Below are 22,929 nucleotides of genomic sequence, written 5' to 3' on the forward strand. Positions count from 1 at the left end.
AATTTTGCACCATCAAATTTAAACAATCAAAAAGATGAACAAAATTGCACTTGTAACTGGCGGTAGCCGTGGACTCGGAAAAGACATGGCTATCTCTCTTGCCAAGAAAAATATTGACATTATTCTTACTTACCATTCAAATCAGACAGACGCTGAAGATGTTGTGGCAGCAATCGAAGCCAATGGGCAAAAAGCCGTTGCTTTAAAATTTGATGTAGCTGATATTAAATCTTTCGGTACGTTTTTAGAGCAAGTTTCGGCAGTTTTACAAAGTAAATGGCAAACTTCCACTTTCGATTTTCTTATTAATAATGCAGGTATCGGGGCTACAATTCCGATAGCCGATATGACAGAAGAAGTCTTCGATAATTTCGTGAATATTCACTTCAAAGGCGTTTATTTCTTGACTCAAAAAGCATTGTCGATGATGAATGACGGAGGCGGCATTGTATTTATTTCGTCAGGAACTACACGAGTTACCATTCCGGGTTACTCGATTTATTCATCGTTGAAATCGGCAGTTGAAACATTTACAAAAGTTGTAGCAAAAGAATACGGAAATCGTGGTATTCGCTCAAATATCGTTGCTCCTGGTCCAATTGAGACTGATTTTAATGACGCAGCCATCAGAAACAACCCACAAATGAAGGGCTTTTTGGCAAGCCAAACTGCTTTGGGCCGAGTTGGTAGTGCTGACGATATTGGCAGTGTCGTGGCTTTTCTTTGCACCGAAGATTCTAAGTGGATAAACGGGCAAAAAATTGAAGTTTCGGGCGGATTTTTTCTTTGAAATCTGAAACGATAAGTAGTTGCTGGGAATTGCGGGGTCGCCCGTGCGGTTATTAGTTAATTAGTTGTTGCAAGTTGTTGTTTATAAGTCGTTTATACGTTAAAAGCCTCAGTTTTTAATATAAACTAATCTTATGCAGCTACTTAAGAAATATTGATTCAAGCCAAATTTTCACGGATATTTCAAAATATCCGTGAAAATCAGCGTTGGCACATCCGTTTTATCTGCGTGCCAAACACTTTACTAAGAAATCTATTCTTCTCGCATAATCTTATCGCGGTGTTGTAGTCCCCAAAAATGCAGCTCGTCCATCACTTTTTCGAGCGACATTCCGTGTTCGGTTATTGAATACTCAACCGTCGGTGGAAAAGTATCATGTACTTGCCGCTTGATGAGCTGATTTGCTTCCAAGTTTTTCAGTTCTTTCGATAATGTCTTATCCGTAATTCCTGTCACTTCTTTTGAAATCTGCTTAAATCGCTTTGCTCCTGCAGATAAGGCAAACAAAATCAATAATTTCCAGCGACCTTCCAAGGCTTCGAGAGCGTCTTTTATTGAGAGTGCAGTTTTGGGGCAAGCTCCGTTTGTTAGCATAATCTGATTTTTTTACGATACTTCCCGATTGGATAGTGCTATCCAAAGTGGAAGTACTATCGTTTGGTTAGTAAAGATAAATACTTTTGTAAGATTATTTATAAAGAATGTTGAAAGATAGAAGGGCATGTAAAATTCTCGGAGTTGCAACTTTTCAAATTTATCTATTCTAATGTATCACTTCAAAAAACAAAATTTTAATATGAAAAAAACACAAAAGTCATCAAAGGTTCTTAACATTACACTTTGGTTTGCACAAGGTTTATTAGCGGCCAGTTTGGTTTGGGGGGCAAGTATGAAGCTATTTCAGCCAATAGAAAAATTGGCAATCATGTGGCCGTGGGTAAGTCAAATTTCTGAGAGATTGGTGAAATTTACAGGCGTGATTGATTTATTGGGCGGAATTGGAGTCATAGCTCCTACGTTGTTTAAAATCAAGCCTAAACTTACGGTAATAACAGCTTGGGCAATTGTTTTATTGATGATTTGTGCCTCAGTTTTTCACATTTTGAGAGGCGAATTGTCATTAATCGGAGCGAATATCGTGTTTGCACTCATGGCTGGTTTTGTGGCTTGGGGAAGAGCCAAGTTTTAAAATCTGAAGTTTGAATTAATTTTCTTTTGGTTTGAAAATGCATTGTATAAAGAACCATTTCAATAAAAATGGTTGTTAATCGAGAAATAACCTATCTTTCATATGACAACCTATTTCATAATCCCGGGCTTAGGCAACTCCGATGAAAACCACTGGCAAACTCATTTTGAGAATTCAGGAGATAATTTCATCAGAATTAATCAAAAAAGCTGGGACGAGCCCGATTGTGAAGGCTGGATTCTGAATATCGAAAATGCTCTTACAGGCTATGAACCATCTGAAGTTGCTTTGATTGCCCATAGTTTGGGTTGTGTAGCAGTGGCTCAATGGGCAAAAAGATTCCCAAAGGCTATAAAAGGTGCACTTTTGGTGGCTCCAAGTGATATTGAAAACCCTGTTTACACTTTTCCGATGACGGGATTTACGCCAATTCCAACTGAAAAATTGCCTTTCAAAAGCCTAGTAGTAGCCAGCACAAATGACATTTGGGTATCGGAAGCTCGAGCCAGGTTTTTTGCTGAAGCTTGGGGGAGTGAGTTTATTGAAATCGGCGAAGCCGGACATATCAATGTGGCTGGTGGTTATGGCGAATGGTCTTTTGGCCTCGAACTTTTGAGGCGATTTGAGTAAAAAAAACATGATTTATAACTTTAAAGTCAAAGCCGTAGTTATTGAGAAATTTTGCTTTGAAGGAGTTCCTTTTTCATAAAATATAGCATCTTTCGCCTGATATTTTTTGGCCTCAATTCTGAAAATCATCTTTTCTGAGAGCCTAAAATCATAGTTAAGAGAATATCCAAAAGTTTGAAATCCGTTTTTGGTGTTCGTAGAAACAATAATTCCTTTAGGATCTTTGTAATATTCAAGTCTGGCTGCAAGTGTGTTATTTTCGTTTATTTGAAAACGTGAGATAATCACAGGCGAATACCAAATTTTTCCTTTTGAAGATTTGATTTGTTCAGAACCCACGTCAAAACCAAGTAAGAATCCAAGCTTTTCAGTAGCTTGAATTTGAGCATACAAATTATGAAATACTCTAATTGTGGACAATGAATCGGGCTTATCTGACCCGAGAAAATTGCTGTAATTCAAAGTTACATTTGAACCGGGCTTGAAATTTATTTGAAGACCATAAGACGGTTTATTGATTCCTGATGGCATTTCAATTTTTTGCCAACCATTTAAAACCAAAAAAGCCGCATTCCATTTTTCATTTTTAGAGGTGGAGGAAAGTTTTAGGCCAGTTTCAAAGTAAGGAGAATTTTCGGCTAGTAGGCTTCTGGTCAAAGTCCAACAATCTACTCCAACGGCACTCTCAAATCCTATGTGAGAAGGCATCACTCCGGCATCGAGCCACAAATTTTTCTTTTCGGTAAGCTTCAAACCCACATTGGCTTCATAAATAATCCTTGCCCAAGGAGGCTCGCCGCTCAGATTATATCGGGCATAATTTCCGGCCATGATGGCCAAATTTCCACGAAGTTTTTGTTCAGTGTAGCTCGCTTTCACAAAGGCCAAATTCATTTGAATAACTCCCAATTTTTTATGGTTGTAGATGAAGTTTGGTTTTTCTTCATCTACAACTTTAGTGAAATCTTGACTGTAATACAGTTCACCATACCCGCTGAATGTAAGCGTTTTGGTGCTATCATTTTGGGCAAAGACTTTACTTAAAAAAAATGAAAGCAGTAAGCATAGGTAGATTCTCATGTTATATCTTATGAATAGAATCTATTTTAATTTAGATAATTTCTTCTCGATTTGCTTTACAATTGTTTTCAAAATGGACCAATTACAATAATCCAAAATTTCTGGCTCCTTTTCAGCTTGGAATCTGCTCCGTCAAAATTTCGTTTCCTGACTTGTCAAAATAAGTACAGGTCATTTTGGAAAGGGAAACCGTCCAACCTTCAATGCCCGATTTGGCACAATCTTTACAAAAAATGAGATAGTCGGTTTTACCATTTTGATGAGCTTTCAAATCGGACTTAAATTGCTCGGCATCGCTTTGGTCGGCAATGCTGAGTTCTTCGTACTTTGACGGATTCGTTACTTTCTGACCATCCGCAGCATAATAGTCGGTATAGCCCGTTATCACGAAAGCGTTGTAATGTTCCACCCCCAATTTTATGAGGTTTTGGATGTATTTCGGAAAATCGGCTCCTGTTTTTACTTTTGCATGGGCCGCTTTTATTTGTTCTAATGTAAACATATTTTTAAGGGTCTAATCCAGTATATTCAGAAAACTACAAGACTTGTTTTAGATTATAATTGTTTTATTTTCAGTTGTTTACTATAGTATTCATCATCCGCTTTACCGTCTTGGTCAAAATCCTGAGTTCCCCAATATTCCACCACCGTCTTGTCCACCTTGAATTTGAATTTATAAGTTATCCTTTTGGGAATAGTATCCTGAATTATCAAACTATCGCCCACTATTTTCCAAGTTCCTGCTGGGTCATATATTGTGCTGTCTTGTAGGTTTTTATGCAAAGAATGATAGGTGCCGTCGGCGTTGTAATAGGTTTGTATGTTTCTAACTTTCATTTTTTCTTCCCAATTTTTGCCGCTTACTTCCACTACTTGGGTGCTGTCTGAGTTTTGGTAGGTTTTCATACTGATTTTCAATTGGTCTATTTCCCAAACTCCTACCAGATCCGATGTTTTTTCGCTGTCACAGGAATATATACCTATCATCAAAAATAGAAACAAGTACTTTATTACCGATTTGGAATTCAAAAAACTGGTTTTCACGCTCATAATCTTTCTAATTTTCGTTAGGTTTGGTCAAGATATTTCTTGAAAGATATAAAAAGAAAATCAATCCACAAACTCCAAAATATCGCCTGGTTGGCAGTTCAGAGCTTTACAAATAGACTCTAAAGTGCTAAATCGAACGGCTTTGGCCTTTCCAGTTTTTAGAATAGAGAGATTAGAGAGCGTTAAATCTACTTTTTCGGAAAGCTCATTCAACGACATCTTCCGTTTGGCCATCATCACATCGAGATTCACTATTATGGGCATAATTTATATTGTTAAATCATTTTCGTTTTGTATTTCTATTCCTCTTTTAAAAATCTGAGCGATAACATAAATTACGGCCGCCATCAAAATAAAAGCCTCACTGTCAGCCCAAAACCTGTTCAATGCGTTTAATTCTAAGCTCCGATGCTCCAAATGTCTTGCCGACTCTCGACCTATATGGCTAAGAAGGCCGATTGAAAATGTGTAGTAACTAATCTTAGAAATTTTGTCAGCCACGTAATCGCTGAATGGTTTCGACAAACTAAGCTTGCTCACAAGCTCGATGACCACGTAGAATAGGTAGGCCTTTAACATTGCAATTGCCAAAATGAAGCTGTACATGCCATAATAGGCATATTCTGAATAAGCAAACAATTTGCTTAAATCTAGTTTTTCATAAAGTCTGGAAACAATTTCTGGTTTGTAAATACTAAATACAAAATTGACCAACAATGCTCCAGCCTCAATGCAGAGACCGACGAAGATAATCCAAGCTACAACTCTTAGGCCGTAAAATACATACTTATTAGTGTTTGACATTTTTGTTTTATTTTAATATGATGCACAAACGTAATAAATATTTATTGATAAACAATAAATAAACATTTAAAATAAATAAATATTTTCTATTTTCGAAAATAAAAATATTCGTCTGATTCAATTATTGAGTCAAATCGAAAAGGAAGAAAAATCGAAAAGAAAAGGTAGGGAATGAATTATATATCTTGCCCAAATGTGAGCAAATTGTGGTCTGGGTCGAGCAATGAAAATTCTTTCATTCCCCAAGGTTTTGTTTCCAAATGTCCAGCTGTGGGCAACATTAATTTTTTGTCTATGGCCAGTTTGTACCAATCTTCTATGTTTTTGGTGCGGATATAAACCTGTCCATAGTTTTCGAGCGGATTAAGCTCTTTGAACTCGAAGAAATGGATCTCAATATGGTCTTTTACGATCATCAGATAGCCATCATAATCTGCGTTTCCGAAAAAACTGAAGCCTAATTTATCGATGTAAAATTCCCTTGTGGCGGCTTTGTTTCGCATGGGCAATTTTGGACTGATGGCAGTAAGCATATTCTTATTTGGACTAAGGTTTTTATTCTGTTTTACCCTTAAAAGTAGCAAAGATGGCCATGGCATGACCGTGTCCGAGCTCAAACTCCTCTTTGAGCCAATTCGTAATTTCGGTTGCTTTTATATTTTTCGGAATTGCTCCGCCTACCAAAAAGCCTTTTTCTTCAGCCAGTTTCTTGAAATCTTCAGGCGATTTTCCCGTTTTGGTTTTGATGTTGTCTATGTATGCTTGAAACGACATAAAGTTTTAAGAGTATACTATTTTCAAAACAAATATATGAACTGACTGTTTGTTTTTACAACGTTTTCAGAAACAAAAAAGGAAATTATTCACAAATAGAAAATTCCTAATCCATATACTTAACTTCGGCCAAGCTTAAAAAAATAAAAATATTTAATGTCCACGAAATCAGTATTTTATACCTATAAGTTTGCCTATTAAACCCAGAATACGAACTGCAAAATCAGGTGGATTTACGGCAATTATATCGTTTCGGTATTGGCTCATCAAAGCACCCAAGTAAAGTTTTGCATTAAAATCCATCTTAAATTCCTTGGTTCTCTGATTGGTAACTTTGTCGAGCACTTTCACCACGTCCTCAAAGTATTCCTGCATTTTCAGAGCTGGTTGATGCGTATTATACACTTTAACTATTTTGTCAGTTGGATTTCTAAAAGTATGAGCCACACCCATCGGAACTGTCAGTTTATCGCCTTTTTTCGCAGTAATCCATTTGTTTTTCACGAAAAACTCCATCTCTCCTTCCAGAATTTCATAAGTTTCGATGGCATTCGGGTGGGTATGTACCAAAGGGTCTTTCATGTTGCAACCCGGCAACAAATCCCAATGCAAATCCAAGGACTGCCCGTTGGTTTCTGCTCCAGTTTTCAAAACTGTAAAAGTCATACCCAAGGGACGCATGTCTAGCGTTTTTTGATTAGTTTTCATAGTTTTGGAATGATTAAATTGTTGTAATGCTTTTGCTGTGAGGGCTTTTTAAAATGAAAATATAAACCTTGTTTTTGAATTTTTAACTTAGCAACAACAAGACTTAATTGCCTTTAAAACAGAACTTTAAACCAATTTGCGATTTATTTATGAAAATTTCAAGTAACCGAATCTAATACTTACCAAAAAGCTTGAGTTTTTTTTGACAAAAATTAACTATTCAAATATTTATTCGGAATGTTTTTGGGATAATAATCCAGGTCATAATTGGCTTTTACCAAAATAGAAACTACCTCATAAATTTGTTCTTCTGTTCTTTGAAACTGCCTCAGTAAACCCATCATGGCATAACTGATAGGGTTCACGGCAGGTACAAATGTTTCCCAATCATAGCCCTTCCCCCAAATTAAGCCTTTTACGGTAAGGTTTAAGTCGGCCCCGAGAAACACAAAATATTTTATGACATCCAAACATTTATTTTCGTGTTGGTTTACTGTATGAAAAATAGGTGTATGTCCACCAAAACCGTTTTCGTCAGTTCCTGCTTTAGCATTGAGGTCTGCTCCATGTTTTATAAGTATTTTGGCACAATCTAAGTGGTTATATTCGGCACAAATGTGTAGCAGTGAAACTTCGAATAGTGGCGTAAAAGTACAATCCAAGCTATATTTCTTGGTTAAAACACTTTTGTTCTCTTCCAAAAAAATATCCAACATTTTGCTGTCGTCTAAAAGAACAGCGAGTAAAATTTTGTCTTCAAAATCCAATCCAAAGTCTACAAAAGCTTTTATACACTTTTTAAGCCTTGGCCCTCTACTGTACATATTGATAAGTTCATATATCAGAGGTTTACCTTTTACATTGATATTTGGACTCAGCCCATTTTCAAAGCATTCTCTAATTCCATCCACTGAATGAATCTCAAAATATGTAATTATTTTTTCTAAATAATCCATTTTACAATCCAAGATTTGTTTGTTTAAACCGAATAAAAAGTTAGAAAAATTAAAAATATAAGTTTGCGATTAATAACCTCCCCATTCATCAAATAGCATTTATGCGGGGTAATTAAAAAAACATACCTATTTCGCATAAAAATTAATTATTAAGATAATTTAAGAGGATAGTTGTATGCTTATTTGTTCAAAAACGCTATTAGATTTGTATTACTATTTCTTTCCAATAGCTTGTTCTATGTACTCAATAGCCGCTTTGCTGAGCATCTCATGGCCCCCTTCAAAAATAGTTAGAAGAGTATTTTTAGAGGATTTCTGGTAATATATAGGTCTATCTATTAATTTTTCAGTTGTAGTAATTGGAAATGTTTGGCTATCGACCATTGTTTTTTCGTCTGCTTTGCTCACATAGTTTGATTGGTTTTTTTCTTTATAGTCGAGCAGAATTTTATTGTAAAAAACTATAGATTGGGTAATAGGAACTACATTGCTAAGGTGGCCATCGTGTATGCCAGCAAAAATGTGTAAGCTACTATTCTTTCTTCTTTTGGTGGGTGTTTTCCAAAACAACGGTGAGCGATCCTTGGCTTTAGATGTTTCAAAACTGCCAGAGGAACCTATACAGGAGATTATTTCTTGTACATACTTGTTTTTTCGTTCTAAAGACTCGCCATACCAAGCTGCTAAGTCTGAAATGGAAGCCCAAGCTGAAAAAGCTTTTATATAATGCCGTGACTTCATATACATGGCCAATGTGGCATAACCTCCACCACTATAGCCAATGATGTAAATATTTTTTTTGTCTACATTCATATTTTTCAAGGCCCAATCTATCGCCTCATCGATGTCAGATATCACATAATCACTACAGCAAGCTTTGGGGTGGTTGTTGACTCCCCTGAAGTTGGGAAATACATAATTATAGTCTTTGTTTTTTGCAATGGTACTCAAGCCAATAGTCCGTAGAGAATCGGCAGGAAAACTCCAAGAATGTAACTGAATAACCAATGGTCTGGCTTGAACAGCTTCTGCTTTGTGATAATAAAAAACTTGGGTGTAAGCATCGAGACGGGAAACGATACTATCTTTTTTTAGGAATGCTACCTCGCTATTGCCAGATTGGGCAATGGAAAGATAGCTCAAAAAACTCAAAAGGCATGCGAAAAACAATTTCATAATTTTTATTTTTAAGGTTGAATAAAATTCAAAAGACCCGCAAAACCTGAATTTTGAGAGAGCTGCCTTTGGGCAATTAAATTTACTAAACAAATTCTGTTAATTGAAAACAGTTAGCTTTAAATCTCTTGTATACATAAGGTTAATATGAAAATAAGACCTTTTTAAAATCAAAAAGAAAGCCCAAGAGCGTTCTCAAAACTAGGTTAATAATAAATTATTGAGGGGGTATTTTTGTCTTTTATAATCCAGAAAATAGCGAAAAAACCTATTTTTTCGAAGTCAAATATGCTTTTAATGAGAACTCATATTCATGGATACTTTTCGTTTACAAATGTATACCAACCTGATTCAAATTCCTTTTCAGTAATGCCTAAGGTTTGTTCAAAATTCCCATAAGACTTCATAAAATCGGGAAGTTTTTCTTTACCATATTTACTCACAAAATATGCTATAATTGTATAACCCACATTATAGATTTGTGGACTGCTGTTTAGCTCTTTTAAAGTGGGCTTTCCTTTCATTCCATACTTTACACTCGCAGAATTTACCATACCAGCTTCGTAGTCGCAAAGAGCTTCCCAAAACCACTGTGGGTAATCTTTTGCAAATTTTATTTCAAAATTTTTATCAAAATCAGTAGAATCCGCCGACTTAATTCGTGATAGAGCATCTTGAATAAGCAGATTCAATTGTACACAATGGGTAAATTCGTGAACGGCCACTTTTTCCATTTCTGGAGGAAAAATGGCATTAAACCATGTCTCATATTTCAAATGAAAAACCAAAGGACCACGGCTTGTGCCGTTGGCTTTGCTGTTGACCAAACCAGTAGCCTTGTTAAATTCATCTTGATTGGGATGGATAAAAACCGAAATTTTGCGGTGTTCGGGATCTGCTAAGTCTAGCCTTATTCTCTCATAATTGTGCTCCAATGCAGTTGAAATATCTTTAGCTTCGGCCTGAAGAATTCCATTATAAATCACATCAAAATGTACACTTTTGATTGTTTTAGTTTCTTTTTCTACTCTTAATAATCTAAAAACCAAAGCAACTAGAAAGACCAATATTATGCTCAGCAATACAACTAAAACTAATCTTGAAATGTATTTGAAGGTTTTCATAAAAATGGTTTTTTTGAGAGGGTAGAAAAAACGCAGAAACTGATAAATTAACAAATCCGAGAATATTTGATTTCCAATATCAAATAAAAATACTTGGTACAGCTTTAATATCCAATAGGCATTGATTAATTGACGAGCAACACTTCCAAATATTAATCAAAATCTCTAGATTTGCTCATCATTTATAATCAACCCAGACATGTTAAAAGTAAACATAAGCCTACTCACGGCTTTTATCATTTTTATAGGTAATGCCCTATTTTATAAACCTACCGATTTACGAAAAAACCAATCACTAAAAATCAGCAACGATTCTTTGCTAAAAGGATTCAGTTGCCCGCTCGAGTTACTCGCCAACTATTATGCCGGCCCAAGTATTGTACCGAGTCCGTCATGTCTGGCGGTGGCTCCATCAGGAGAAGTATTTGTAGGTGTGGACATGATTGGTTCTTTGGGAAAAACCCCAGGCAAAGGCCGCATTGTGAAATTGATAGACGACGATCACAATGGAAAAATGGACAGTCACACCATATTTGCGATGGTGGACAATCCGAGAGGAATTATCAGCCTCGGCGACAAAGTGTATGTTTTGCATACGACTTTCAGTAAAGAAACTGGCAAAGCCTCGGGCATGGACTTGGTGGTATTTGAGGACATCAACAACGATGGCGTAGCTGACGGGCTACCTCAGCCTTTGGTTCAAAATATATGCTCACCAAAGTTTTTGCAAAGTAGAGGTACTGACCACTCCACCAATGGAATCCGTATGGGTATTGATGGCTGGATTTATATATCTGTTGGTGACTTTGGCTTTACCGATGCCATAGACAGGTCTGGCAAAAAACTCACCATGTTAGGTGGCGGTATAGTGAGAGTTCGCCCCGATGGCACAGAACTCGAAATTTTCACCCATGGCACACGTAATATTTACGATACAGCGATAGACCCTTTCATGAATATTTTCACCCGTGACAATACCAACGATGGCGGAGGCTGGAACATCCGTTTTAGCCATCACATACAATCGGGAGAATACGGTTATCCGACGCTCTTCAAAAACTTTACAGAAGAGATAATTCCAGCTTTGGTGGATTTAGGTGGTGGCTCTGGTACTGGTTCAATATTCATAGACGATGCAAATTGGCCTGAAAAATACAACAAAGTACCCATGATGGCCGACTGGGGCAGAAACCAACTTTTTGTTCATCGAATCAAGCCGGATGGTGCCACTTTTACACAAACAGAAGAAGAGTTTATAAAACTCAGTCAGATTACCGATGTCGATGTGGATGCCACTGGACAAATGTACCTTTCAGCATGGGATGGAGCGGGATATTCGGGCAATCCAAACAAAGGATATGTGGTAAGAGTAGTGCCCAAAGACTGGAAGTATGAGGCTTTCCCCAACCTAAAAAAAGCGGATTTAGCCCAAATAGCTAAGCTTCTAAAATCAGGAAGTGGAACAGCAAGATTAGCTGCTCAACAAGAACTTTTATCACGCTCAGATGTGGATGCTGCCGAAGTCAGTTGGGCCATTGCCACAGACAAAAGCCTTGCTTTGGATATTCGTGTTGCGGGTTTATTTACCTATGCTCAAGCCGCTGGAGCTAGTGGAATTCCAAATTTAGTAAAACTCGCAGCTGAAGATTCCATCAGAGAAATTGCCCTGAAAGCCTTGGCAGACCGCAAAGCTTTTGCTAATCAAGTCCCTTTAAATTTGTTTTTGAAAAGTTTAAAAGACCCTTCTCCTCGTGTACAAATGGCGGCCACCATAGGTTTAGGTCGATTGGGAAAGTTAGAAGCAGCCAAAGCTCTTCTCGATGTAAAAATACCAACCACATTTATTGCACCCGAAAAAGGCAAGGAAGGCCCTCATGCTACACCAAACTCTTCTATTGTGCCTTCGCACTTAGCAGTAAGAGCCTTGGTTAGCCTTAATGCAGTAGAAGCTTGCGTAGCAGCGGTAGGTACCAAAAATTCAACCCTAGCACTTTGGGCTTTGCGATATATGCATCACCCAAAAGCCGTAAGTGGATTGATTGCCAAGTATAAAGTAGCAAAAGATGCCAAAACCAAAAGAGAGATATTGACTACACTTTCACGCCTGTATAAAAAAGAAGCTCCTTATGACAGCTCGTGGTGGTGGAGCACCCGACCTGATACGCATGGACCCTACTATAAAGATATCGTGTGGGAATCTTCTCCTGCTATTAAGGCGATATTGCTACAAGAATGGAAGAAAGCTGCTGATAAGACTTTTTTTGTGGAGTTAAATGACAAAAACCGTATGGGAATAGCGGAATTGGGCACTGGAGAGACTATTGCAGCCAAAGAAGAAGTAAAAGTAGATTTACAAAAAATACGCAATAAAAAAGGACAAGTAGGTGAGGCGTCGATAGAAGACGTGATGCTGGCCATGGCCAAGATTCCAGGAAAAGCCGAATTGGGCAAGACTTTGTTTACCAAACAAGGCTGTATAGCTTGTCACAGTTTAAGTACTTCAGAATCTATCAAAGGACCATTTATGGGGCAAATAGGATCCATCATGAACCGCGAACAAATAGCAGAATCGATTCTTAAACCAAACGCTTCAATTTCTCAGGGTTTTGCGTCTGTTTTGATTGAGGCCAAAGGTGATATGAGTTACATGGGTTTTGTGACTGAAGAAACTTCGACGCAATTGACACTGAGAGATATCGGTGGAAATGTGAGCAAAATCAAAAAATCAGATATAATTTCTCGCAAAGAACTAGAAACCTCTATGATGCCAGCTGGCTTAGCCAATGCTTTGTCGTATGAAGAGTTGGCTTCGTTGATTACATTCTTAGCCAATCAGAAAAAATGATTTTTAAAGCCAGACGAATGTATTTCGTCTGGCTGTTTTCAAATAAAGAATATAAATTTTTACTACAAGTTTTTCGAGACTTCGTCAGCTTTGGTTTTATACTGATCGCCTTGTTCCTTATTTCCCATCAAATAATAAACATCGCTAAGGTTTTTATAATATCTAATCAAATCTTTGTGACCCTCACCTCGTTGTTTTATTTTGTTTTCAAGGGCTTTGTGATAGTATTCCAATGCCACGGAAAATTCTTTTTTCTCTCGAAATGCATTTCCAAGATTGGCATAACTCTCAATAATTTCAACACTTGTTTTGCCAAAAATCTGCTCTCTGATTTTCATTGCTTTCGAATGTGCCTCAATAGATTCATCAAAGTTTTTGGCTCTGAAATAAACATTGCCGATGTTTCCATGGCTGGTAGCCACTTCAGCATGAACTTCTCCCAAATTCTTCAGCCGAATAGCCAACGCCTTGTTATGAAATACCAATGACTCCTCGTACTTTTTCTCGGCCGCATAAATCACTCCCAATGTAATATATGTTCCAGCAACCAATAGATGATTATTTCCCAAAGTGTTAAGCCCCTTACTCAAAGCTTGGTCTAAATAAAATTTAGCTTTGTCATATTTATCCTGACGAGTAAGTATCGTACCTATTTGATTGTAAGCATCTAGCCATTTTTCAGTGTTTTGGAGTTTTTGATATTCAATAGACGCTTTTTCATAATAAACCAAGGCACTATCAGCTTGAAGATTCTTCTTAAATTCTTCCGCTGTCTTAATATATTTATCTGCTACAGAGCTGTTTTGAGCTTTAACATTTAAAGCAGGGCATAAAAACAAGATGAATAAGAATTGGATATATTTCATGATTTGAGATTTTATTAACCAGAAAACAAGGCTATATTTAAAAAGATGTTCGTATTGGTTTATTCAAAATAGCACAAAGATTTTTGGAATTCACTTCACTTTGAAATTAACGAAAAAAACCTTTAAGCAAAAGAATTTGGTCATCTACATCATTCTTACCAATAGCCATTCAGGCAGATTACGCATCAAGAAACCTATTATTCTAAATCTCTTCGTAACATAAACCACTGGTTTGTTGGCGGTTACTGCATCAAAAATTTGATTGGCCACCTTGTCGGCTTTTGCAACCCAAAACATCCCCTTTTGACCATCAGTCATTTCGGTTTCCACATAACCTGGCCGCACATCTATTACTTTTACACCGTGATTTCTCTTTTTAGAGCGAATCCGCAGTCCCTCCATATAAGTAGAAGCAAATGCTTTGGTAGCATGGTATTCTGGCGAAGTTGGGCCACCTCTTTCACCCGCCACTGAGGAGATTCCGACAATTTTTCCACTACCTTTTGATTTAAAATAATAGTATGCCCATTGAGCCAAACCCATAAATCCACGAGCGTTAACATCGATGGTTTTGAGTTCATCTTCAAATGTCGCTTTCGGAATACCTATACCTGCATTAATGATGAGAATATCCATACCATCCATTTTATCGACCAAACCAGCCAAAATATTTCTGGCACTTTCTATCCTTTCCACATCCATTTCTTCTATAAAGAATTTGGCAGAGGGCAATTCTTCCGCGATTTTATAAAGCAAATTTGTTCTTCTAGCTGTAATTCCTACCTCAAATCCTTCTTTGGCATATTTTATAGCAAGAGCCTTCCCTATTCCCGAACTTGCACCGATGATGATTACTTTTTTTGACATTTTGTTTGAAGCTAATAATTTAACAGACTCAAATCCCACCTCGAACGGTAATCATAAAATTACGACCAGGTGACGAAATCCCTGATGCGAAGTTTCTATAATTTTTATCTAGAATGTTCTCACAGGCCAATTGCACAGAGAAATTTTTATTGACTTGATAATCAGACCTTAAATTCAAAGTCCACCAAGAAGGCATGCCGTCTTTGGTGGCATATATTAGGTTATCTTCGCCACTTGGACTGTATTCTGCAAGTTTTTTCCAGCCATTATAAATACTAAAAACTTCAAGCTGAACCGATTTCTTTTGATACTTCAAAGCTGTACGGCCATACAAAGGGGGTATATGATCCATTGGCGTATTTGCGGCGTCTTTGATGTTTCCTTTGGTAGAGTTTAGCGAACTCGCCAAGGTGAATTCTTTGGACAAATCGGCTTTTAGATTAAGATTCCAGCCATGAATCAGTGCCTTGGCTTTATTCTGAGCAGCCAAAACTTTGCTATTTTGACCGTTATACATTACCGAGTTCTCACCGTTTAAGGTAAACGCATCAATCACTATGGCATTCTTCATGGAGGTTACAAAATACACCGCTTCGAGCCTTATTTTCTCACTAAATTCCTGATGTACAGACACTTCTCCGTTGTAACTATATTCTGACTTTATATCTGGATTGGGTACTATCAAACTGCCTGCCACCGAATCAAAGACTTTTGCTAAATCGTCGATATTGGGGGAACGAAATCCTGAGGAAGCAATTAAGCCCAATTTCGTCCTTGCAAAAGGCGTATAAACCAAACCCAAATTTCCTGTAAGAGAGCTGTTTTTTTGCTGTATTTGGTTAAAAGGAAAAGGGAAGAAGGCCTTTTCAATAAACTCGGCGGACAAATCTGTGAAAGCATATCGCAATCCTGCATGAGCTATAAATGTTTCACCTATTTTGGTTTGGTCGGCTACATAAACCGCCCAAGTATTCATGGTGTTTTTGCCGTCGGGATATCTCGTGTCGGCCTTTCGTTCTTCATTGGTATTGATATTCGTAAAATGTGCGGTAGATTTCACATCATTTCCAACAGTCTCAAAGCCGTAAGTTATTGTATGCTCATCTATATTTTTCTGAAAATCAGCATTTAAAGAAAATAAATTAACGTTTTCAAACTGACTTTTTCTTGTAATATTATTAAAATTCCTCGAAATCCGACTTTCCTTAATATCCTGAAAAGCAAGCGAAACCATGGCTTTGTCATATAAAAAAGTATTTTTCAAGTCCAAGTGATAAGCAGCAAAAAGGCGTTTCTCTGGCCCATAAAACCACTCCGAAAATCTCGGTAAATCATTCCTGACTTCAGTAAGTCTGTCATAGCGAGGCACATTGGAGGAATTTGAATACTGAAAATTTACAGTATGCTTGATATTCTCGGTCTGTTGGAAACTAATTTTTTGCAAAAAATCATACTGACTATAGGCACTTCCTACTTGTTTATCTACGTTTTCATTTTTCACAGAAACATCGGCATTTCCTTGTCTTTCAGCATAAAAAAAACGTTTCCCAAAGTCTGGATAATCAGTCGAACGGTTGGAGCCTTGAACCACATTTCCAAAATCTGAGAAAGTAAAACTCGTCAAAAATGCAAAACGCTTTTTGCCAATATTGAAATCTATATGGCTTGTTTTCTCTCCAATGGCAGTAGCGTACCGTAGATAAGAACGAAAACTTTTAGAATTTAACTCAGGATTCTTAGTTCTAAAATGTACCACCCCGCCCAAAGCATCCGAGCCATAGATAACCGAACTTGGTCCAAAAATAACCTCGGCCCTTTCGAGCATACTTTGGTCTATCCGCAGCACATTTTGCAAATGCCCAGCTCTAAAAATGGCGTTGTTCATTCTTACGCCATCCATAACGATCAACACCCTACTCGCCTCAAAACCTCTCAAGACGGGGCTTCCACCACCGGCTTGACTTTTTTGTACAAAAACATTTCCGGTTTGTTCCAAAAGATTGGCTGTATTTGGGGAGTTTTGAAAAGCAATTTGTTTGGCAGAAATGAGCTCAATTTGGTTAGGAGATTCTTTCTTTTTCAGCTCAAATTTATTGGCAGATACTATCACTTCTTCTAAATTTCGAAGGGTGTCCAACTGTCCAAAAATTGGAGAAGAAATCAAGAGAAAGGTTATTACTAAAAGAGACCGCATTCAATATTGATGAATAATGACAAAAATAATGTAAATTAAATACTATGGTAGTTGATTTGAAGATTTTGTTAATCAGTTTCAGAATTTAAATTAATTCTCTATTTTAAAAGATAGGTGTATAATAAAAATGGGTGCAAATTTCTTGTCTGTTAAGCATGTGTTCCAAATTCCAGTATTTTGTTATAGAATTCCGAAAACATTTTCAATATCTTTACCTTCCAAAAATAAATTTTATGCAATCAAAAATAGAGGAATTTCAAGATTTAATACCTACGGGTGGAACCTGTGTGGCTACAAATAAAATCACTGTGGATGGCTTGAAAGTGGGCTTTATGTACCGCGAAGACCCTGAGGATGAGTTTGACACTGGGTGGAGATTTTACTCGGGTACAGAAGATGACGAATATGTTGAAAATCTAGAGAATATATCAATATATGATGTAAATACTATTGCTAACTATGATCGAGCCATTATACCGATGCTCAAAAAGCCAATTGGCTCAGAGTGGGAACGCGTGGAAGGAACTAATAGGTTTCAACCCATTGTGGAATAAATAGGAAGTCTGCTGACATAGGGCTGTCATTTGGGTTGTTTAAAATTGTAGAAAAAAGAAATATGCAAAAGATAAACATTATAGGAATTTCTGTTAGAACGAGTAACAACAATGGAGAAGCAGCTAGAGATATTCCAGAACTTTGGGCAAAATTTATGAATGAAAGTATTCTCGAAAAAATACACAACAAAGTAGATAATACTATATACTGCCTCTATACTGACTATGAGAAAGATTATACTATGCCCTATACCACCATTTTGGGTTGTGCAGTAAACGAAATGGAAGAATTGCCCGAAGGTATGGTTAGTAAAACTATAGAAGTTGAAAATTATCAAAAATTTACAGCAAAAGGAAATATCAACGAGGGGGTAGTTTTTGGGGAGTGGATGAAAATATGGAACACTGATCTGAACAGAGCCTACACGATTGATTTTGAAGTGTATAGCGAAAAAGCTTCTGATCCAAGCAATGCTGAAGTTGATATTTTTATAGCCGTAAAATAGAGTTTTTGTTAAAAAGTACAAAATATGGAAGAGCATACAACCAATTATTTCGATACTTTTATTGAAATGGCGGAAGATTGCCCAATCGCCCAAGCCGAAGTACCGCCATTGAAAAACGATGCAAAATCTGTGGCCAATCTGCAGTTTGAAATGATCAACAAAAACCCATACAAATTCACATCAGATGATGTGCTTTTCCGTGTTTTTGCAGAGAGAAAAGAATTATTGGAGGAAGAAGTGCTGGAGGCTCGCAAAGAGTTTTTCTCTAAAGGTCAAGCTTGTTTTAGGGCTTCACCGCTGACCAAACGCTACGCTTGGGGTTTGCATAGCAATTCGGAAGGGAAAATAGCACTAATAGCAGCCGGAACCGAAGAGTATGAAAACCTAAGAAACGACCCAAATCTAAAGAAGTACAAAGCTATGAAGTCTAAAAGGTAAGATTTACTTTATTTATATCAATTTAGTAGCTGAAATACTTTTTTATAGCATAAGTTAAATCAAAAAATGTGTCTTATAAATAGTTCATATTCTTATAATTAAAACATATTTACTTTATTTGTAAATAAGCAAAAATTATAATACATGACCATCACACAGTTACAGTATATTCTGGCAGTTGAAAAACACCTCAACTTTGTAGAGGCTGCTGAAGCATGCAATATCTCGCAGCCAGCTTTGAGCATGCAGATAAAAAAATTAGAAGAGCATCTTAATGTAAAAGTTTTTGACCGAAGCCAGTCTCCTGTTATCATTACGCCCGTAGGTCAGCTTATACTTGATCAAGCAAAAATAGCTCTTAAGGATTTTAACCAGATTTATAATCTTGTTGTAAATGAGTTTGATGGTTTGCAAGGAGAAATTAAATTGGGCGTAATTCCCACAATATCTCCTTATTTGCTGCCTTTATTTCTCAAAAATTTTCATGAGCAATATCCACTTTTACAGTTGCAGATAGAAGAGCTAACCACCGAAAAAATACTGGAAGGTATAGAAAATGGAAAGCTCGATTTGGGAATTTTGGCCACACCACTTGGTAGCACAAAACTTAGAGAAATTCCGCTTTTTTATGAAGAACTCATGGCTTATGTTTCTCCTGAAAATGAGCTTTTTGAAAAAAAATATATACTCAGTAATGAAATAGATCTAAGTAGTCTTTGGCTGCTAGAGGAAGGACATTGCTTAAGAAGCCAGATAGAGAATTTTTGTGAACTGAAACAAAAACAAAATATTGTAAGTCAACTGAACTTCAAGACTGGAAGCCTTGAAACTATAGTGAAGCTGGTAGATAAATATAAAGGGATTACGTTGCTTCCTGAACTTGCAATATTAGACCTGAACGAAGATCAAATGTGTAAAATTAGGCGTTTTGAGGGCGAAAAGCCAATTCGTGAAATTAGCTTGGTTGTTGATAAGCATTATCCTCGCTACGCTGTTGTGGAAGCGTTTAAAAATTCTATAACACAGAGTCTCCCTGTTGATATTCTAACCGAAAAACCTCAAACTATTTTGATTATAAATTAATTTTTGATTTTAATAACTTTGATTTAAGATTTTTCTATTCTAGAATTTAGTGCAATTGAAAAGAATGGTATCTCAAATGATTTTGTATTGAGGAATAACATTGATCGATAGTAAAAAAAACACCCCAATCGATTGCTCAATTAGGGTGAATTTTATCAAAAAAACAAAATATTCTTAGTTCTCTGCTGCTTTGAACTCTTCAAAACTTCTAACTTTCAATTCGGATATTTTGGCTTTTACCATTGCTGGAGCAATTTTATCTAGGCTTGTTTTGAAACCATCCATTTGGCTTTTTGCATCACTGAGTTTATCTTCCAATACTTTCATGCTAGACAACTGTGCGTTGGTAGGGCGACCTGTGTAGCTCAATACTTCGCCGTATAATCCAGAGATTTTTTCTCTTAACTGTGGCTCAGCTGCTCCTACGTAATTGTCGCCTTTCAAAACCACCAAAGTTTCTTTTAGACCTTGCATTTTGTTGGCAATATCTGCTACAGGAAACTGCTTCTTCAATTTTGGAGAGCTTAATTTGGCTGAAATAGAATCAATTTTGATTTTGTAATTGTCTATTTGGTCTACCACATACCCCAGTTCTTCGCTCATATTGAAGAGCTTCATGGCTGTTTCAAACTGTACTTTTCGGTCGTCAGCCGTATGAATCGATTTTGGATTTGTAATCAAATTTAGGCTGCTTTCGTAGGTCTTAGCCCCTTTGGTTATCTTCACTTTATAAGTTCCTGGCAAAACTGTGGGGCCTTGAAAACCTCCGAACACCAAGGTTTTACCTTTTGCAACTTTAGGCGGTTTTAGGCTATAGTTCCAATCTACGTAGTTGATTCCTTTAGATTTGCCGGGTGAAAGGTCAGCTATTTTCTTATCGTTTTGGTCGAAAATCTCCAAAGACATCTTGCCAAAAGTATGTCGGCTTTTTAAGAAATATACAATCTGAGCCATCGAACTTGGGTTCTCACCTACAAATTCTCCCATACGTGCATAGCCTCCAAATGCACCAGACTCGGCCATTTTGGTTGGTTTGGTAGTAAAGAAGTGCAAATCTTTCCCAATGATTTCTTTTGTGAGCTGACGCAAGGGCGAGATGTCATCTACTATGATTACTCCACGACCATGAGTAGCCATTATCAAAGCATCTTCGGTAGGGTGGAGGGCAATCCAATGCACTGCCACTGGAGGCATGTTGTTTTTAAACTGCGACCAGTTTTGACCACCATCGATGGTTACATACAAACCTCCTTCCGTTCCTAAAAACAGTAAGTTGGGGTTTTTATAATCTTCCTTTATATTTCTTACAAAAGATTTTAAATCTGGAGATACAATTGATTTCCAGGATTTTCCAGCATCTGTGGTTTTGTATACATAAGGTTTGAAATCGCCACTGGTGTAACCCGTAAATACCGCATAGGCAGTGTTTTTGTCAAAACTACTTGGCTCTATAAAATATGCCCAAGTGTTTTTTGGAAGATTCGGGATATTGGCCGTTACATTTGTCCAAGTTGTACCGCCGTCTTGTGTTAGTTGCACATTGCCGTCATCGGTTCCTACCCAGATGATATTTTGGTCTAAAGGTGACTCGTTAATAGCAAAAATTGTACAGTGGTTTTCAGCACCCGAATTGTCCATGCTCAAACCACCTGAGTTTTCTTGTTGCTGCTTAGCGGGGTCGTTTGTACTCAAATCTGGAGATATTTTCACCCAAGTTTCACCTCTATCTTCAGATTTGTGTAGAAATTGACTTCCCACATATAATCTGTCTGCATTGTGTAGACTCGTTGTAATCGGCGTATTCCAGTTAAATCTAAACTTTGGGTCGTTGGCTTCTGGAAAAGGTTTGATGGTTTTTGCTGATTTTTTTTCGAGATTTATTCTCCAAATATTTTCGGCTCCTTGCATTTCAGAATATACAGTGTTAGGGTCTTTTGGATGTGGGAAAGTTCGGAATCCATCTCCTGCACCTACCGAAATCCAGTCGCGATTTTCTATACCACCCGGTTTTGATGATGGTCCTATCCATGAGCCGTTGTCTTGCAGGCCACCATAAACTTTATAAGGTGTTTGGTTATCAATTGCTACTTGATAAAACTGCGAAATAGGAAGTCCTTTCGACATATCCCATACAGATCCACCATCATAAGAACGATAAAACCCACCGTCATCACACAAATACATACGGTTGGAGTCGTGTAAGTCAAACCAAAAATCATGTACGTCAGCATGAATTCCGCCACCGATGTCTTTGAAAGTTTTTCCGCCATCTCTACTTAAAGAGCCATTCAAGCCAGCTTTGAGTACGATATCTGGATTTTTAGGGTCAACCACAATTCTGGAAAAATAGAATGGGCGAACCACCAAACCAAAATCTCCATTGGTTTTCTTCCAGCTTGCACCAGCATCGTCAGATCTATAAAGGCCTTTGTCTGTGTCTTTTTCAGACTCTAGGACAGAATACAGAATGTTTGAATTTGAAGGTGCCGCTGCTATTGCAATCCTACCCAATTTTCCAGCAGGGAAACCGTTGTGGATTTTGTTCCAAGTTTTGCCGCCGTCATTTGTTTTATACAATGCACTGTTTTCTCCACCAGAACTAAACGAGTAGGCCGTTCTGCGAAATTCCCAGAAGGAAGCATACATAATACTTGGATTTTTAGGGTCCATTACCAAGTCAGAGCAGCCTGTGGTGGGGTTCAGATAAAATATTTTTTCCCAAGTTTTGCCTCCATCGGTGGTTTTGTAAACGCCACGGTCTTGGCTGTCGCTCCACAAAGCACCCAAAACACCCACAAAAACCTCGTTAGTATTGTTCGGATTTACTTTAATTGAGCTTATTCTTTCTGAATTTGGAAGTCCCATGTTGGTCCAGTTTTGACCACCGTCGGTAGTTTTGTAAATGCCATCACCGATTGTTACGGAGTTACGTGTCCATATTTCGCCTGTACCCACCCATACTACTTGGTCGGGATTTTTAGGATCAACAGTTACTGCTCCAATAGATTGCGTGTGTTTTTCGAAGATAGGATTAAAGGTAACTCCGCCATCTCCAGTTTTCCAAACTCCTCCACCTGCTGCACCTACATACAATACTTTGTTATTGGTTGGGTGACCTTCAATATCAGTAATACGGCCACTCATCAATGCTGGGCCAATGTGTCTGGCCCGCATAGAACCGAATATTTCGTCGCCTTTTATAGGCAAAGCTTCTTGGGCTAAAACCCCCATATTTAAGCCCAAAAATGAACTTAATAATATAATTTTTTTCATAGTAAAATATATAAAAAAAGCC

Annotated in this window: 24 protein-coding genes; 8 read left to right on the forward strand and 16 right to left on the reverse strand. The window is 37.4% G+C overall.

What is annotated here, in order from left to right; translation table 11 throughout:
* Nucleotides 1-34: 34 nt before the first annotated feature.
* The gene (locus tag EGI26_RS12835) at nucleotides 35-790 is read left to right on the forward strand and encodes an SDR family oxidoreductase (protein ID WP_255078855.1); all 756 of its coding nucleotides are present in this window, start codon (nucleotides 35-37) and stop codon (nucleotides 788-790) included.
* A gap of 252 nt (nucleotides 791-1,042) precedes the next feature.
* Here the strand turns inward: EGI26_RS12835 and EGI26_RS12840 are convergent, their stop codons facing one another.
* Nucleotides 1,043-1,384, reverse strand: a complete 342-nt coding sequence (locus tag EGI26_RS12840) for a helix-turn-helix domain-containing protein (protein ID WP_255078856.1) — start codon at nucleotides 1,382-1,384, stop codon at nucleotides 1,043-1,045.
* A 202-nt stretch (nucleotides 1,385-1,586) separates the two neighbouring features.
* On the opposite strand from EGI26_RS12840, the gene EGI26_RS12845 reads away from it, so the two are divergent.
* On the forward strand, nucleotides 1,587-1,979 hold the full coding sequence (locus tag EGI26_RS12845; protein WP_255078857.1) for a DoxX family protein: 393 nt from the start codon (nucleotides 1,587-1,589) through the stop codon (nucleotides 1,977-1,979).
* Between the two features lie 102 nt (nucleotides 1,980-2,081).
* On the forward strand, nucleotides 2,082-2,609 hold the full coding sequence (locus tag EGI26_RS12850) for an alpha/beta hydrolase (protein ID WP_255078858.1): 528 nt from the start codon (nucleotides 2,082-2,084) through the stop codon (nucleotides 2,607-2,609).
* 12 nt (nucleotides 2,610-2,621) lie between these two features.
* On the opposite strand, the gene EGI26_RS12855 is transcribed toward EGI26_RS12850, so the two are convergent.
* The 11 genes from EGI26_RS12855 to EGI26_RS12905 all read right to left on the reverse strand — a co-directional run bounded on the left by EGI26_RS12855 (nucleotide 2,622) and on the right by EGI26_RS12905 (nucleotide 10,281).
* Nucleotides 2,622-3,689, reverse strand: coding sequence for a porin (locus EGI26_RS12855; RefSeq protein ID WP_255078860.1), 1,068 nt, complete (start codon nucleotides 3,687-3,689; stop codon nucleotides 2,622-2,624).
* Nucleotides 3,690-3,801: 112 nt separating this feature from the next.
* A complete protein-coding gene (locus EGI26_RS12860; protein ID WP_255078862.1) occupies nucleotides 3,802-4,191 on the reverse strand; it encodes a DUF1398 domain-containing protein in 390 nt (129 codons plus the stop codon).
* A 53-nt stretch (nucleotides 4,192-4,244) separates the two neighbouring features.
* Nucleotides 4,245-4,739, reverse strand: coding sequence for a hypothetical protein (locus EGI26_RS12865; protein WP_255078863.1), 495 nt, complete (start codon nucleotides 4,737-4,739; stop codon nucleotides 4,245-4,247).
* Nucleotides 4,740-4,799: 60 nt separating this feature from the next.
* On the reverse strand, nucleotides 4,800-5,003 hold the full coding sequence (locus EGI26_RS12870) for a helix-turn-helix transcriptional regulator (protein WP_255078865.1): 204 nt from the start codon (nucleotides 5,001-5,003) through the stop codon (nucleotides 4,800-4,802).
* A gap of 3 nt (nucleotides 5,004-5,006) precedes the next feature.
* Entirely contained in the window at nucleotides 5,007-5,543 is a 537-nt protein-coding gene (locus EGI26_RS12875; protein ID WP_255078866.1) for a DUF2975 domain-containing protein, read from the reverse strand.
* A 176-nt stretch (nucleotides 5,544-5,719) separates the two neighbouring features.
* Entirely contained in the window at nucleotides 5,720-6,076 is a 357-nt protein-coding gene (locus EGI26_RS12880; protein WP_255078867.1) for a VOC family protein, read from the reverse strand.
* Between the two features lie 22 nt (nucleotides 6,077-6,098).
* Nucleotides 6,099-6,317 carry a DUF4287 domain-containing protein gene (locus EGI26_RS12885; RefSeq protein ID WP_255078868.1) on the reverse strand — a complete coding sequence of 73 codons (219 nt, stop codon included), beginning with the start codon at nucleotides 6,315-6,317 and terminating at the stop codon, nucleotides 6,099-6,101.
* Between the two features lie 168 nt (nucleotides 6,318-6,485).
* Entirely contained in the window at nucleotides 6,486-7,025 is a 540-nt protein-coding gene (locus EGI26_RS12890; protein ID WP_255078870.1) for a cupin domain-containing protein, read from the reverse strand.
* A 212-nt stretch (nucleotides 7,026-7,237) separates the two neighbouring features.
* Nucleotides 7,238-7,981, reverse strand: coding sequence for an ankyrin repeat domain-containing protein (locus EGI26_RS12895; RefSeq protein WP_255078871.1), 744 nt, complete (start codon nucleotides 7,979-7,981; stop codon nucleotides 7,238-7,240).
* Nucleotides 7,982-8,194: 213 nt separating this feature from the next.
* On the reverse strand, nucleotides 8,195-9,157 hold the full coding sequence (locus EGI26_RS12900; RefSeq protein WP_255078872.1) for a S9 family peptidase: 963 nt from the start codon (nucleotides 9,155-9,157) through the stop codon (nucleotides 8,195-8,197).
* Between the two features lie 311 nt (nucleotides 9,158-9,468).
* Nucleotides 9,469-10,281 carry a hypothetical protein gene (locus tag EGI26_RS12905; RefSeq protein WP_255078873.1) on the reverse strand — a complete coding sequence of 271 codons (813 nt, stop codon included), beginning with the start codon at nucleotides 10,279-10,281 and terminating at the stop codon, nucleotides 9,469-9,471.
* Nucleotides 10,282-10,480: 199 nt separating this feature from the next.
* On the opposite strand from EGI26_RS12905, the gene EGI26_RS12910 reads away from it, so the two are divergent.
* Nucleotides 10,481-13,126, forward strand: a complete 2,646-nt coding sequence (locus EGI26_RS12910) for a c-type cytochrome (RefSeq protein ID WP_255078874.1) — start codon at nucleotides 10,481-10,483, stop codon at nucleotides 13,124-13,126.
* Between the two features lie 62 nt (nucleotides 13,127-13,188).
* On the opposite strand, the gene EGI26_RS12915 is transcribed toward EGI26_RS12910, so the two are convergent.
* The 3 genes from EGI26_RS12915 to EGI26_RS12925 form a co-directional block, all read right to left on the reverse strand.
* Entirely contained in the window at nucleotides 13,189-13,992 is an 804-nt protein-coding gene (locus EGI26_RS12915; RefSeq protein WP_255078875.1) for a tetratricopeptide repeat protein, read from the reverse strand.
* A gap of 144 nt (nucleotides 13,993-14,136) precedes the next feature.
* On the reverse strand, nucleotides 14,137-14,859 hold the full coding sequence (locus EGI26_RS12920) for an SDR family NAD(P)-dependent oxidoreductase (protein ID WP_255078880.1): 723 nt from the start codon (nucleotides 14,857-14,859) through the stop codon (nucleotides 14,137-14,139).
* Between the two features lie 28 nt (nucleotides 14,860-14,887).
* Nucleotides 14,888-17,053 (reverse strand): TonB-dependent siderophore receptor, encoded by a 2,166-nt coding sequence (locus EGI26_RS12925; RefSeq protein WP_255078886.1) that lies wholly within the window; start codon nucleotides 17,051-17,053, stop codon nucleotides 14,888-14,890.
* Nucleotides 17,054-17,286: 233 nt separating this feature from the next.
* Between EGI26_RS12925 and EGI26_RS12930 the strand changes: the two genes are divergently transcribed.
* The 4 genes from EGI26_RS12930 (at nucleotide 17,287) to EGI26_RS12945 (ending at nucleotide 19,634) form a co-directional block, all read left to right on the forward strand.
* The gene (locus EGI26_RS12930) at nucleotides 17,287-17,607 is read left to right on the forward strand and encodes a DUF2185 domain-containing protein (RefSeq protein ID WP_255078888.1); all 321 of its coding nucleotides are present in this window, start codon (nucleotides 17,287-17,289) and stop codon (nucleotides 17,605-17,607) included.
* 35 nt (nucleotides 17,608-17,642) lie between these two features.
* On the forward strand, nucleotides 17,643-18,113 hold the full coding sequence (locus EGI26_RS12935) for a GyrI-like domain-containing protein (protein ID WP_409035369.1): 471 nt from the start codon (nucleotides 17,643-17,645) through the stop codon (nucleotides 18,111-18,113).
* Between the two features lie 24 nt (nucleotides 18,114-18,137).
* Complete coding sequence (locus EGI26_RS12940; RefSeq protein ID WP_255078891.1) at nucleotides 18,138-18,551, forward strand: DUF6157 family protein; 414 nt, start codon at nucleotides 18,138-18,140, stop codon at nucleotides 18,549-18,551.
* Between the two features lie 144 nt (nucleotides 18,552-18,695).
* Nucleotides 18,696-19,634 carry a hydrogen peroxide-inducible genes activator gene (locus EGI26_RS12945; RefSeq protein WP_255078892.1) on the forward strand — a complete coding sequence of 313 codons (939 nt, stop codon included), beginning with the start codon at nucleotides 18,696-18,698 and terminating at the stop codon, nucleotides 19,632-19,634.
* A gap of 174 nt (nucleotides 19,635-19,808) precedes the next feature.
* On the opposite strand, the gene EGI26_RS12950 is transcribed toward EGI26_RS12945, so the two are convergent.
* Nucleotides 19,809-22,907: a VPS10 domain-containing protein gene (locus EGI26_RS12950; protein ID WP_255078894.1), complete on the reverse strand. Its 3,099-nt coding sequence runs from the start codon at nucleotides 22,905-22,907 to the stop codon at nucleotides 19,809-19,811.
* Between the last annotated feature and the right edge of the window lie 22 nt (nucleotides 22,908-22,929).

This window comes from Lacihabitans sp. CCS-44 (genome assembly GCF_024343735.1).
Classification (GTDB): Bacteria; Bacteroidota; Bacteroidia; order Cytophagales; family Spirosomataceae; genus Leadbetterella.